At 44.2% G+C, this 13,930-nt stretch carries 12 protein-coding genes, 1 pseudogene and 1 riboswitch; of the genes and pseudogenes, 2 read left to right on the top strand and 11 right to left on the bottom strand.

Translation table 11 applies throughout. The annotated features are described in order from the left end of the window. Positions 1-8: 8 nt before the first annotated feature. The 10 genes and pseudogenes from G9Q97_RS09990 to G9Q97_RS10035 form a co-directional block, all read right to left on the bottom strand. The gene (locus tag G9Q97_RS09990; protein WP_222851961.1) at positions 9-593 is read right to left on the bottom strand and encodes a hypothetical protein; all 585 of its coding nucleotides are present in this window, start codon (positions 591-593) and stop codon (positions 9-11) included. An 80-nt stretch (positions 594-673) separates the two neighbouring features. Continuing rightward, a complete protein-coding gene (nosZ, locus tag G9Q97_RS09995) occupies positions 674-2,659 on the bottom strand; it encodes a Sec-dependent nitrous-oxide reductase (protein WP_222851968.1) in 1,986 nt (661 codons plus the stop codon). 56 nt (positions 2,660-2,715) lie between these two features. Beyond that, the gene (locus G9Q97_RS10000) at positions 2,716-3,216 is read right to left on the bottom strand and encodes a c-type cytochrome (protein WP_166146369.1); all 501 of its coding nucleotides are present in this window, start codon (positions 3,214-3,216) and stop codon (positions 2,716-2,718) included. A 13-nt stretch (positions 3,217-3,229) separates the two neighbouring features. Next, positions 3,230-4,474: a hypothetical protein gene (locus tag G9Q97_RS10005; protein WP_166146371.1), complete on the bottom strand. Its 1,245-nt coding sequence runs from the start codon at positions 4,472-4,474 to the stop codon at positions 3,230-3,232. Positions 4,475-4,770: 296 nt separating this feature from the next. Then, positions 4,771-5,523, bottom strand: coding sequence for an iron-sulfur cluster repair di-iron protein (gene ric / locus G9Q97_RS10010; protein ID WP_166146373.1), 753 nt, complete (start codon positions 5,521-5,523; stop codon positions 4,771-4,773). Between the two features lie 153 nt (positions 5,524-5,676). After that, complete coding sequence (hmpA, locus tag G9Q97_RS10015; protein WP_166146375.1) at positions 5,677-6,891, bottom strand: NO-inducible flavohemoprotein; 1,215 nt, start codon at positions 6,889-6,891, stop codon at positions 5,677-5,679. Between the two features lie 324 nt (positions 6,892-7,215). After that, positions 7,216-9,531 (bottom strand): 5-methyltetrahydropteroyltriglutamate--homocysteine S-methyltransferase, encoded by a 2,316-nt coding sequence (gene metE / locus G9Q97_RS10020; protein ID WP_166146377.1) that lies wholly within the window; start codon positions 9,529-9,531, stop codon positions 7,216-7,218. A gap of 208 nt (positions 9,532-9,739) precedes the next feature. Further along, positions 9,740-9,933: riboswitch (cobalamin riboswitch) on the bottom strand. Positions 9,934-10,054: 121 nt separating this feature from the next. Further along, positions 10,055-10,395 (bottom strand): annotated as a pseudogene (locus G9Q97_RS10025) (Uma2 family endonuclease); the annotation flags it as partial. A gap of 28 nt (positions 10,396-10,423) precedes the next feature. Continuing rightward, on the bottom strand, positions 10,424-10,942 hold the full coding sequence (locus G9Q97_RS10030; RefSeq protein WP_166146379.1) for a DUF4258 domain-containing protein: 519 nt from the start codon (positions 10,940-10,942) through the stop codon (positions 10,424-10,426). Positions 10,943-11,184: 242 nt separating this feature from the next. Next, a complete protein-coding gene (locus G9Q97_RS10035) occupies positions 11,185-11,343 on the bottom strand; it encodes a hypothetical protein (RefSeq protein WP_166146381.1) in 159 nt (52 codons plus the stop codon). A 249-nt stretch (positions 11,344-11,592) separates the two neighbouring features. On the opposite strand from G9Q97_RS10035, the gene G9Q97_RS10040 reads away from it, so the two are divergent. After that, the gene (locus G9Q97_RS10040; protein ID WP_166146383.1) at positions 11,593-12,072 is read left to right on the top strand and encodes a hypothetical protein; all 480 of its coding nucleotides are present in this window, start codon (positions 11,593-11,595) and stop codon (positions 12,070-12,072) included. Beyond that, the gene (locus G9Q97_RS10045) at positions 12,041-12,529 is read left to right on the top strand and encodes a hypothetical protein (RefSeq protein WP_246255559.1); all 489 of its coding nucleotides are present in this window, start codon (positions 12,041-12,043) and stop codon (positions 12,527-12,529) included. The genes G9Q97_RS10040 and G9Q97_RS10045 overlap by 32 nt, the downstream gene beginning before the upstream one ends. A 78-nt stretch (positions 12,530-12,607) precedes the next feature. Here G9Q97_RS10045 and G9Q97_RS10050 read toward each other — a convergent pair whose 3' ends face one another. Beyond that, entirely contained in the window at positions 12,608-13,846 is a 1,239-nt protein-coding gene (locus G9Q97_RS10050) for a DUF6786 family protein (RefSeq protein WP_166146385.1), read from the bottom strand. Positions 13,847-13,930 lie beyond the last annotated feature (84 nt).

Consider the following 13,930-nt stretch of genomic DNA (forward strand, 5'->3'; position numbering starts at 1 on the left):
TTTTGAAGCTATTTTTCTTTACCAAATTTACTTTTTATAAATGCCAGTCCTCCTAAAAGCGTTGCCAAACCCAAAAACAGCCCACCCCAATGGGGATAGGATTGTACCTTAAAGTTTAGCAAATCCTTTTTTCCCAATAAAGGAGGCATATAGGTCATGCCTTCCACTTTGATGGGTGCTTTGGGATCCAGGTTATGACCATAATCATAGAGCCAGAGGTAAAAATCGTAAAGCCCCAAAATCCCCAATAGTAGCAGGATGATGGTCCAGCTTAAGAATCCCGCACTTTTATTAATCCAGGCAAAGATCAGCCCCAGGGTGATCATGAGGTAATTGATCAGGGGGAAGTATTTCAATTCCGGAATGGAATCCGGATGAATGGCCTGCATCCCAATATAGTGGTTCAGGATATTGATGTTCTGGATGATGTTCTTGTCAGTTCCGGAGACTTTATTGATCCAGATGTGCAATTGTAATCCTCCCGGGAATTGAGCTGCATCCAGGCGTATTTGCCATAAAGGGAAAAAGAACAATGCTGCCAGACTGACTACCGCCAGAAGCATTAGGATTTTGGGACTGGGTAATTTTTTCATAGAGAAACAGTTTTTCTGGCCTGAAGGCTGAATTTAGAAAAGGCTGCTGCCAGGGTGTTGTACCGGCAGCAGCCTGAAAATTACTTTGATGCCCGGGTTTTGGCCTGCTCATAGAAGGAATTTGCCGCTTCCTGGTTTTCTCTTAATTCTTCGTTCAGCCCCCATTTTAGCGGAACATTGGAGCCCTCGGCGGAAACCCTTGCATATCCCGACATCTCCTGGTGCAGGGCGGAACAGAAGTCGGTGCAGTAGAAGGCAAAAACCCCTGGTTTTTTAGGTTCCCAAAGCAAGGTCCTGGTTTGCCCGGGCATGACCAGGAGCTCAGCATTGGTAGCTCCCTGCATGGCAAAACCATGGGGCACATCCCAGTCCTGCTCTAAATTGGTGAGGTGAAAAAACACTTTATCTCCCACCTTGATCCCTTCTATATTGTCCGGGGCCAGGTGACTTCTCATGGCGGTCATGTAAACGTGTACTTCATCACCTTCACGTTCCACCCTGGACCGTCCTTCACCCATGGTGGCATAAGGATGGGTGTTGTCTTCTATGGGATAGAATTTTTTGGAGTTGGACATGAGCTTTTCGGCTTCTATGGCCTGGGCATAATGAGGCTCCGCCTTGGTGGGAAAATCCAGAATCAATTTCATTTTCTCTCCGCTGATGTCAAAAAGCTGGGCAGAGTGCATCATTTCCGGGCCGGTAGGCAAAAACCGGTCTTTGGTGATTTTATTCATGGCTACCAGGTATTTGCCATTGGGCTTTCGGGTTTCTCCTCCAGGGATCACCAGGTGGCCGGGAGAATAAAAGGTGGATTGACGGTCCAGGATTTCCTTGGATTCCACATCCCATTTTACCACTTCGGAAGAGATGAAAAATGTGGTATAGGCATTTCCTCTTCCGTCAAATTCCGTATGGAGGGGACCTAGCCCTGGTTTCTGAACGATGCCATGGAGTCCTGCTTCATAATTGATGATGGGAATGCCGTCAAATTCACCGTCAAAATTTTCCTCCTCTATGGCTTGCATTATCTGGCTGAAGGAATAGACAGACATGTCAGCAGAGAGCTTTCCGTTTCCGACAATATATTCTCCGGTGGGATCTATATCACATCCGTGTGGTGACTTGGGTACCGGGATAAAATAGACCATGTCCGGGCATTCTTTTGGATCAAGGATTTTTGTAGTGGTCCTTTCCTCAGAATTGACAATCCCGGATCCTTCGTCCATCAGGTTGTGGTAATAGGAGGTTTCTCTTTCCGTAAACTTACCGGCGGCCAGGTATTCTTCTGCTTTTTTCCAGTTAACAATGGCCATCAGGTCCTTGTCCATTTGGGAGGCATTTACTTCCAGCAGGGAATGGGCCTGCTCAGAATTGTAGGTGGTCAGAAAGCTCCAGCCGTGAGATACCGCTTTGCCGTTTCTGGCCAGGTCATAATTGAATCCGGGCATCTCAATCTGAAAGGCCAGATCCATATGGCCATGCTCCTGGTCTAAAGATACGTAATTGATCAGGCCCTTGAAGTTTTCCTTGTAGGTATCAATGGGTACATCTTCCTGGGGAATGGGTACACTAAACCGGGTGCCCGAAACCAGGTATTCTGAGTTTTCTGTGATAAAGGGAGAACAGTGCAGTCCGGCTACATCAGGAATTTCCAGTATTTCTACGGTCTCGAAAGTGGTGAGGTCCACCCGCGCAATCCTGGGCGTATTGTTACCGTTCACGAACAGCCACCTGCCATCAAACTCTCCGTTTTGCTGGGAAAGCTCGATATGGTGGGAGTCATCCCAGGGAACAAACCCGTAGGAAGTATTGAACATGTTTTTGGTTTCTTCACTGTAACCATACCCATTTTCCGGATATTGGGAGAAAACAGGGATTTCTTTAAACAGTCTTCCGGAGGGCAGGCCGTAAACGGTAATTTGTCCACTATAGCCACCGGATAGAAAGGCATAAAACTCATCGTATTCGCCAGGTGGAACATAAGCCTGTTGGGCTGCATCGCCATGAATGAGCTGACTGGAATCCTTGTTATTGCAGGCTACCATACCGATCAGGAGAACCGGCATTAAGCGCAAAAGTGCATTTTTGTTAAGTATCATCGTTATATGGGTTTAATGTTTAATCAGGAATTGGCCTGGTCTTTATTGCCGGTTTTTTCTACATCATTATTGCGGAAGAATTCCAGAATATTTCTGGCATCCCCTACAGAAACATTCTGATTCGGCATCCTGGTAAGACACTCTTCGAGCATGGCCCTGGCTGCAGGGTCTTCGTCCAGCATGACATCTACATTGGTAATCATGTTCATGATCCATTCAGGCTTTCTGCGGTTTGTAACCCCCTGAAAACCCGGCCCAACTACACGTTGATCTGTCAACTTATGGCAGGCGGAACATTTCATGTCATAAATGGCCTTTCCCATTTTTACCATGTCCTCATCTAGCTCTTCCTCCAGATTAACTTCTTCGATCTCGCCTATACCTTTTCCTTCAGCAATGGATTCGGGGACTTCAGGTGCTGTATCAGGAGCTGAGGATGAGGTAGTTTCCTCATTGTTTCCCGAACCACAGGAATAAAAAAACAAGGCGGCAACAGCCATTTTGATTAGGGTTAGATTTTTCATAGGTCATTTTCATTTAGTTGTAGATATTAAATTCTGTTTTAATAAGCTTCTTTTCTTTGCTAATGGCCTTGCTTTGAAAGATAAAAAGGATAATTGACAGGGGTAAGAAGGCCGATGAAACAAACAATAGTTCGTGGTAAAAGGGCAATTGCCCCCAGTGCATCCAGTAAAATAAACCCTGGGAAAACAACAAGATCTCTGTCAATAGAAAGCCAGAGATAAATAAGATGGAGATCATTAGAAACTGAAATGTTGCAGCCCTGAAAAATCCCAACTGGGTGAAAAAATAGATCAGAAATGCAGAAACAAAACCCAAGACCGTAAGGTGAATAAATCCCATCATCAACGGTCGTATGGTAGTGGCAGAAACGGCCGCTTCGGGAAAAATCACCATACTTTGTATGCCTATTTTTGCTATCCAGGAAATCAGCCCAAATCGGAAAAGGAGGCTTTGTCTGGCGGAGAATTGTTTAAGCTGAAGGCCGATTCCCTGCTGCCATATTTTTAAAAATAATCCTATACCAATCAGTTGAAGGATGATGCCCAGGTTGTTGAGCCACCAGTATGATTTGTTACCATAGGCCCAGAATAAAACCAGGCCGAAGGTCAAAACCGTTGCAGTGATAAATAAATAGTAAAACCAGGAGAATGCCTGCTTGCTAATTTTCCATTGCTGCTTGAGTAGGGCATCCAGTAGTAAGGCAAGGATGGCAAAAGTAAACCAGCCATGGAACTGGAAATGAAGGTAAAATTGTATGGCCACCTGGTACAATGCGGTGTTTCTGCCACCCGAAACGGCCAGAGGACCTAATACCCACACCCCAAGAGTAGAAAGAATCAAAAACACCAGGGCAGCATAAAACAGCTTTTTGACCGACGGGTTTGGGATTCGCTGGTCTCTCCAAATCCTATAACAAAACACATAACTGGCCAGAATATGCATGGTGGAAAAACTGATCGATATGGCTGCATAACCTTGTAGCGGAAAACTGATCATCATACCTATCACAGAGATTTGTGTAATCCAGAATAATACTGGATAGGCTTTGGATTTTGGTAAAGGAACAAAGCGGTGGCAAAAAAGCGCAAAAATACCCATGTATACCCAGCCCAACATGGCCAGATGGGAATGGGCATGCAGCAGATTCCTGTATTCCATCCAATCTATCTCCCAGACAAAGGCGGCCCGGAGAACAAGACCAAAGAGAGCAGCAATCAAAAAATTTGAAAAAGACAATAAAATCCAGAACTTTTTCATTCGATAAGGATTTATATTATACCCTAACAATGTAACATTTTACTTTTAAATGTACAAGTACGGTAATTTTTGGCTGATGAAATTTGTAAAAGTGGGGATATTACGGATGTACTGCTAATAGGTTGTCTTCGATAAGCCCTGGATTCTTAGGCAATAATGCCAGCCATATGCAGAAAGGAATGAGGACATTGATTTAAAGAGGGATGGTTAAAAGGCACCTACCTGTCGGCGCAAGCAGGTGCGGGATTTTTCCGAGTCGTGGTAACGATAAGAAATGACCTCTCAGAATAATTATCCTAGGAAACAGGGATTTTTTTACCTGAATGCTGCTCTTTTTCTTCCATTTCAATGGCCTTTGGGAAGAGAATATTGTTTTCCAGGTGAATGTGCTGGTGCAAATCGGTTTTGAATTCATCCAGCAGGGCAAACGTAACCCGGTAGGTACTGCAGGCGTCTGCCGGAGGGGTGAAATCACCGGTAAGTGCAGCTATTTTCTCAAAACGCTCTCCTTCATTTTCGTGCTCATCCATCATCATGCTGATGGGATTTTTCACTGTGCCAAAATGAGGTTTTGACTTTTCCGCTGCCGGACTTTCCTGGTCCTTTAACATCTTCCTCACATAAGGAAACAAAACAAATTCTTCCTTTTTCATGTGGGCGGTCAGCTCACCAGCACTTTGTTTGAAAAGTTCGGTGATTTCGAAGAGTTCCGGGTGGGCCTGCCCATGGACTTTGCACAGTTTGTCCAGGTATTGCTGTAAGAGGGGTATTCGGTCTTCCACATAGCGGTGGTGCTTTTTTTCAATGTAATCCGCCAGCAGGTCCAGTGGCCAAAAGATGAAATCCTGTATGCCTTCCGTGGAGGAATTCAGCATTTTATTTACAGCAGCCCACACGGTCTTGCTGTTGATTTTTTGCTTTTCGCAGGCTTCTTCAACGGACCTGTTTCCCTTGCAGCAGAAATCAATGCCAAAAGATTCAAACACCGTAGCCAGGCGATAATCCTTTGCCACCAAAGCGCCAATTGTTTCTTGTTTTGTAGTTTCCATATTGATCATAGGTTAAGAATTATAAACGATAATCAGACCTGGTACTCCTTTAATAACGTTTCAGGTTTACCGGTTTTTGTCTTAATGTGAAGCAAAGGTAGGACAAAAATAATAAAAGACAAAATAGTCCTTTATTATTTTTGCGATTTTTTCTTAGTTCAATGAAAGCTGTTGTGGCCCAAATTCTTCAAAAAAGATGGCGTTTTCATGGATACCAATCGACAGCAAATCCCGGAATTGCTTTTCAATGAACCCTGCCGGGCCACAAATGTAGCATCGTGCGTTGGAGGGTATTTTATAACCGGGGAGGCTGTCCAATGCTACCGGGCCTTGCAAAATGCCATTTATTCGATCCTTTGCTGTTACCTGATCAAAAAAGACATATTGTTCCATATTTGGCTTTTCCGCATTTATTTCGTGGATTTTATTTTTAAAGGCATGCACTTCCTGGCTCCTGCATCCATGAATCCAGGTAATGGCTTGTTCCTGGTCTTTTTCAATGGCAGTTTGCAGCATGCTGATCAATGGTGTGACGCCAACCCCTCCACTGATCAGGACCAGCGGGTTTTTGCATTCCTCGTTCAAAGTAAAATTGCCAGATGGGGCGGTGAGTTCAACGATATCCCCTACATCTACAAAATCGTGCAGTCTGTTACTGATCATTCCACTCGTGTTGGGTTGGGGACCCTGTTCCCTTTTCACCGAAATTCTGTAATAATTTTCGTCGGGGATACTTGAAATGCTGTATTGCCTGGACTGGTTAAGACCCGGGTCGGGCAGAAAGACCTTTAAACTTATGAATTGACCCGGAAGGTGGGGAAGTACTTTTCCTTTATCCGATGGGTACAGGTAAAAGGAGGTGATTTCTGACGACTCCTCCACTTTTTTGGCCACTTGAAAAGGCCGCCAACCGGTCCAGCCTCCTGGTTCGTTGGTCAGTTTCTGGTACCTGTCAGCTTCTAAACCTATCATTAGTTCCGCCAACTGGTAATAGGCCGCTTCCCAAGCATCGATAATATCGGCAGTAGCACTATCTCCCAAAACTTCCTTAATAGCGGCCAGTAGGTGATTGCCTACAATGGGATAATGTTCCGGACGGATATCCAGGCTAACGTGCTTGTGTCCTATCCGGTGCAAATCCGGCAAGAGAACTTCGGGATTGGCAATGTGTTGGGCATAAGCCAAAAGGGCCATGGCCAGGGCTTGCTGTTGTTTTCCATTCTTTTGGTTGCCCATATTGAACATGTTCTTTAATTCCGGGTGGTGCTGAAACATCCTTTTATAAAAATGGCTGGTCAGTACAAGTCCATGTTCTTTCAAAATGGGTGCTGTTGCAGCAATAATTTGTTGTTGATTTTTGTTGATCATTTACTCAATGAATTAGGGTTAGAAATATTTTGACCTGACACCACTTGGTTGGTATCTCTTCCGAAAGGGGCAAAGGTAGCCATTAAGATAAAAAGATAAAAATACCCTTTAATATTCTTTTTCGAATCACTCTGAGTACTTGCATTGATTATACTTCCAAAATGGGGTTGGGGACAATTTCCCGAAGGTAACCGTATCGAATTAGTCCGATTACGAAATTTTTTTTTACCAGGATATGAAAAAAAACGGCTAACTGCTTATAAGGCAGTTAACCGCTTTATTGAATAGGATCAATCCTCCAGACAGGATTTTTCGTGATTGCACTCAGGACTTCAGTAATTTCAATCGAATTTCCCTGGCGGCCTCCACCATCACTTTGAGTGCGGCCTCCGTTTCCTCCCATTTTCTGGTTTTTAAACCACAATCCGGGTTGACCCAAAGTTGTTCTGATGGAATGACTTTTTCGGCCTTTTCAATCAGATCGACCATTTCTTTTTTTGAAGGAACCCTTGGCGCATGAATATCATAGACGCCCGGCCCAATTTCATTGGGGTAGTTGAAATCTGCAAAGGCATCCAACAGTTTCATTTGGGAACGGGAACATTCAATGGTGATCACATCCGCATCCATGGCGACTATGCTTTCCATGATGTCATTGAATTCGGAGTAGCACATGTGGGTGTGGATTTGGGTATCGTCCTGTACCCCGGAGCTGGAGATACGGAAAGCTTGTACTGCCCAATCCAGGTAAGCCTTCCAGTTACTTTTTTTCAACGGAAGTCCTTCCCGGATGGCAGGTTCATCTATTTGGATGATCTTAATGCCTGCCCTTTCCAGATCCATTACTTCTTCCCTAATGGCCAGAGCAATCTGCTTACAGGTTTCGGAACGGGGCTGATCATTCCGTACAAAGGACCATTGCAGGATGGTGACCGGTCCGGTGAGCATTCCCTTTACCCATTTTCTGGTCAATGACTGGGCATAGCTGGACCAGAATACGGTCATGGGAGCCGGACGGGAAATATCTCCATAAATTATGGGTGGCTTCACACAGCGGCTGCCATAGCTTTGAACCCAACCATTTTGGGTAAAGGCAAATCCATTCAGTTGTTCCCCAAAATATTCTACCATGTCATTCCTTTCAAATTCCCCATGTACCAGCAAGTCCAGGCCAATGTCTTCCTGCTTTCGAATGGCTGCTGCTATTGCCTGTTTTACCAGCTCCTGGTATTCCATTTCCCCGATTTCTCCTTTCTTTCGTTTGGCCCGCCAATTCCTGACCTCCTGGGTCTGAGGGAATGAGCCTATAGTGGTGGTGGGGAATAAGGGGAAATTTAAAGTGGCTTGCTGTAAAATTTTTCTTGCTGGATGCTCGCTGCGACTACTGGCATCCGTATTCCCGATGGCCCTGGTCTTTTTCCTGACTTCCTGATTTTGGATCAGCGTAGAAGTCTGCCTGTTATGGATTGTAATTTGGTTATCAAGGAGCAGCTGCAGATTCGATGGTTTTTCCGGATGTATAACTAGCTGCTTCAAGACGCTCACTTCCCCTATTTTTTGTCTGGCAAAAGCCATCCAGGCTTTGATTTCCGGAAGGAGCTGTTGCTCATTTTTTTCTTCTTCCAGGTCATGGGGAACATGCAGCAGGGAGGAGGAAGGGGCGATCATGATGCGGTTTCTACCTATTTTTCGGACCGCCTTTTGAATGATTTCCAATGAGGATTGAAAATCATTTTTCCAGATATTCCTGCCATCAATCAGGCCCAGAGAAAGGGTCAGGTTTTCTGGCAGTTGATCCAATGCCTCCTCTAATTGTTTCGGACAGCGTACCATGTCCAGGTGCAAGGCACAAATGGGTAAAGATAAGGCTAACGGCAGGTTTTCTTCCAGTCCACCAAAATAAGTGGCAACCAATATTTTCAGGTGAGGAAATGCCTTTCTGATCTTTGCATAAACCCATGGATACATTTCCCTGGCTTTTTGGGTTAAGTCCATGGTAAGAAATGGCTCGTCAAATTGGACCCATTCTGCCCCCGAGGCATCCAACTCGGCTAGAATTTCCAGATATACGGGCAATAGTTGATCTATCAGGTTCAACCTGTCAAAACCAGGTTCCTTTTCTTTTCCCAATAAAAGATAGGAGAGTGGACCAATGATGACTGGTTTTGTTTTGATTCCATCCTGTTCGGCCACCAAAAATTCATTGGTGATTTTGGACGAAAAAAGACGGAATTTCTGGTTTTTGGTGAATTCAGGGACAATATAGTGATAGTTGCTGTCAAACCATTTGGTCATTTCCATGGCAGTAAGGTCTAGCCCGTCATTTTGGTATCCCCTGGCCATGGCAAAATACAGGTCCAGATCTGTATTTTTCTTGTCGAGTATTACATCGTGGTACCGTTCCGGAATGGCTCCTAATGCCAGGGACATGTCAAGTACCTGGTCGTAAAAAGAAAAATCATTGGATGGAATCAGGTCTATTCCGGCCTCCTGTTGCGTTCTCCAGTTTTTGATCCGGATGTTCCATCCGGTCCGGACCAGTTCTTCCTGGGTGATTTCGCCTGACCAATACTTTTCACAGGCTTTTTTGAGTTCTCTTTTGGCACCTATGCGCGGGTAGCCAAGATTGTGCGTTTGCATGTTCTTTTAACTTTTAAAAGATTAAAATTGAGTTAAAAGCCCTTTTGCTTTATTTCACAACGCCTTGAAAAATCGAAGAAGGTGGAGAAATTTAAATGCAAAAGTATGGACACACCAATCCCGATCAGAAATAGTTGTCTTCCTTAATATTGCACCTAACATGACACCCTGCTTCAAATCGCGAAAGCATTGTCAATCCTGTCTGACGGTAAACAGGGCGGAACAGGCAGGTCTCCTGACTTGTAACATTTTTACCATCCTTCCCAGCCCGCTGAATGCGGGACAGTGGATATTCTCGGGTAAAAACCTTTGGCGTTACTTACAGTTGCGCGACAGTTCGTGATTTGCACACGATTCCCTATTCATTTACCATTAAGTAAAACCTGTTCCGGTTGCTAAGAAATAAAAAAGAACTTATTTAAAAACAAATGTAGAACCTTAAAAGCTTTTTTCCATCAATCATTTGCAAAAGATCATCAAGAACCGCCAGGTAATTGTAAAAAATAATTATACTAACCTGAACTTACAACTCTCCAAACACCTCGTCCAGGTCCAATTCAAACCACGGAAGTGCCTGAGACACCACCCGATCACCGAAGGTAAATAATCGGGAGGGGCGGTATTTTCCGGTTTCCAGGGTATAGATCAGCAGGGTACGTTCGTCGGGATGAACCACCAGTATTCCTTCACGCCGGAGGCTTCGTACACCTCATATTTCAATTGTACTTCTTTTTTATTATTTCCCGGAGAGAGGATCTCCACGATCAGGTCCGGGGCACCCACACAGCCCAGCTCGTCCAGCTTTTCCGGATTGCAGACCACACAGAGGTCTGGCTGCACCAAGGTATCGACATCTTCATGCTTTCATTTGCTCCAACCCATTTACTTCCAATCAGGCTACTTGAAGCTTCACCACTTCCAGTTCGGTACCTTTCTCATAGGCTTCCTTTCCTTTATCCAAGACCAGTTGTGTCGTTTCAGCGGAAAGGTAGTAATGCCCACAATTGGTACAAACTTCTGCAGGCACATTTTTAATCAACACAATGGTTTCACCTTTTTCCAGTGTCACGGTTACATAACCTTTTTCGGTGGTACCGTTTTTACATAAGGAGCATTCCAATTTGGTCTTCATTTTAAAATTTCCATCCCACAATTTGGGGTCAGGTTCATTGGCTGTAATGACTACACACTCGTTTTTATTTACACCAATAACCAGGTGAATGGGCCTTTTCGAAATGTGTCCCAATAGCAAACAGTTGGGAAATGGCTTATCATCCGGGTAATCTTGGATGATTTCCCCAAAATCGACAATCATTCGAGTATTTTCAACGGAAATATCTCGCTTGAACATTTGATTTATGGCATGATCGCTGAAAATCAAATTTTCGCAATGAATGTCATTTGGATTCATCCTTGATTAAAATTTACGCCATTTGCCGATGTAGCGAAGCGTCTTCGGTTAGGCCTCAGCCGATAATAACAAATATATTGATATTTTCTACCCAAAAAATACTGTGATTCGATAATTTCGAAATTGAAAGGTTGCTTATCGCTATGACCTCAGTAAGGTCGAGCTAGCGGGAAGGAAGAAGGGGGGCAATCCATTTGAACTGACTTCTCTCTGGACACAATTTTTTTCGAAGCTGACAATAATCAGAGGGGCAAAGCTGAAAACCCAAGCTTACAACGCCCCAAAAACCTTTCCCGGATCAGCTTGACCATTTCGTCCAGCTGCCAGGAAAGGTAGTCCGCATTGGAATAATGGCCGTATCCGGAAAGGGTTTTTTGGACGTTATTTTGGGGCTTTTCCATATTTTGGGCAAACCGAAAGTAATTAATAAAGATAACAAGATTTGGGCAAATCGGCCAGGGCTACAAAGCTGATAATCCAGACCCGGCAATATAACCACCGACCAGCAGGTTTGGTCCCAGGACTACTTGTAAATGTAGCGTTTTGCAGGTCTTTTTCGTCTTTAAAGGAGGGCACGAAAGGATTAGGACGGCAAAAATTTATATTATATATTTAGGTATAATTTAACCGGAGTTGGTTTTTAATAATAAATGATCAGAATGGAGGTGTCACAGTTTTTTTTTAACAAGTGGATGCTGCTAGTGGGGATTGTCCTCACATTTCATTCCTGTGTTAATCGGGAAGATGAACCTCCTAAAATTGAGATACCTGTCGATACCTATTGGATGTATTCAAGCAATTGTTTGAGGGAGAATTTTGAAAAGAATTTTTTGAATCAGCAAACCCTCCGGATCACAGACAAAAAAGGTTTTGAGGTGCTGGTTTCCTGTTCTGTGGAACTTCCTGAGATAGATTTTAATGAATTTTTCCTTTCGGTTACCAGGATTGAAACCATGAAATATCCAAATTTTAGGGATCAGGGCTTGTATTTAGAAAATGAAACTGAACTTGTATATAAAATAAACATTGATCTTTCTGACTTTAATAGTATAGGTATTATTTATTGTTTCGGTGTTATTCCCATTGATTTTTCTCAAGATGAGATCAGGGTCCAGGTTATCGAACATTAGACTTTTCAAGATCAAGCCAAATGCAGTTTTTACAGGCAATTGGTTGATTTGGGTAGGAATGGTATTTCTTATTCCGATTCTTGGCGGATGCCAGGACAATGATGAAACACCCGTTTTTCAGGCCGAAGGGTACCTGATTGGGCACCACCCCTGCGTTCGCGATGCTACAGTAACAACGAGTAAAGGAGAAGGCAAAGGCTACCTGGTGGCAACTATTGGTGCCAACCCCGATACCTTGATGTTGTTTGGGGTACCAACCGACATGTTTGATGTTCCATTGGAATGGCACAGTTTTCTGCCAGACGAGAGTCGTGATATGTTCAAAATGAGATTTTCCTATCAGAAATCGCAGGAAAACATTGGTTCACGATACCATTGTTTTGGTTATTTTCCAGGGCGTATATTGCGCTATCTGGATTCAGAATATATAGTCTTGAAGGCAGAAAAAATCCATTGAGCTCGGATCGAAGACCTGAATAGGTCACCTGTAAGGATGAATTTTTGCTACAGGGTGGATCAGCTTGAAATGAATTGCCTATTTCGGATTAAACACCTCATTAATCTCAGCAATGGAAATCCCCAATAATTGCCGGGCGATTTCATCTAGTGTGCCTTCCTCTCCGGTAAAGTGGTATACATGGTGGAAATGCGCCATGCTTTCTCTTGGAGAAAGAAAGGCAGCGGGAGAAACACTCTCTAATTCGTAAAACGGCCCCATCTGGCTTCCATCCGCCAAAGGGCCATCATTATAAGCGTTGACGGCATCTCCTTTGAAAGGATCGGCTTCGGTGTTCCATTCCTGATTGAGGTAGGGCAGTTCAGAAGCGATATTGAAGGTAGTAATGGTTAATACCTTGTGAAGCGGATCGTAGCTGCCGGCCATGGGAAGGGCTCTTTCGGGAGAGACACCTACTTTTCCTCTGCTTTGGCCATCTGCCTTCAGGAACAGGTGGTTGTTGGTGATGGTTATTCTTTCCTCCGGAATCGTTCCGAAATAGTTGGTGGTGAGGCCTGCTTTTGTTTCGTTTGGTTGGAGAGGTAGCACAATGGTGGTTTCCGGGCTGGGTTTGAACATGTCCAAGACCCAGATGCAGGGAGCTCCGGTTTCTCGGGTCCATGGAAAGTCTCCTGTATTTTGAATGGAATTGATGGTTTCGTACCCTACCATCTTGATGGAGGAGACATCGGCGGTCAATTCGGTGTTTGCTAAAATTCCTTCCTCTTCCAGAAGTGTAATGATCCGTTGTATTTTTAATGAAAACTCCGTTCCCTGATAGTTGGTAATTGACGTGGATTTGGTCATGGAGACTTTCCTGGAGCTCGCCTCGATTTTTTCCCAGGCTTCGTGGTCGATGGCTGCAGGGGTATGCCAGTTTTCAAATTCCATTTTTTCTCCTGGTTCAAAGAACAAAGAGAAGGTATTTCCTTCCGGTCCCAGCCACAGGCGGCTTTCGCCTCCATAGGCATTCATGTGCTCGTCCAGGGGGCCTTCAAATGCTTCATGGTTTATCCAGCCAAAGCTCTCTCCCTGATCACCTGTTGCAGTGGAGGTGAACACCTTGCCCTGGTATTTGGGGGATACCAGGACTTTGGCCTGTTTGTCTTCCGTACTCAGCTCGATAAGTTGCGGATCGTATTTTTCCAAAAACGTTTTATCCTGCAAATAATTAGTGGGGACCTCTGGGGGAATCTGATTTTCTTTTTGGCGTTCTGAACAAGAATGAATACCGATAAAAATGCTGATAAAGGCAAAAGCAAGGAGGAATTTGTTCATTTCGGACAGATTATTAGGTGTTTTGAAAGCAATTATACCAAAAAACCCAGATGGTGCAATAGGATTCGTAATGATTCCTTTGGG

The sequence above is a fragment of the Cyclobacterium plantarum genome (genome assembly GCF_011290685.1).
GTDB lineage: Bacteria > Bacteroidota > Bacteroidia > Cytophagales > Cyclobacteriaceae > Cyclobacterium > Cyclobacterium plantarum.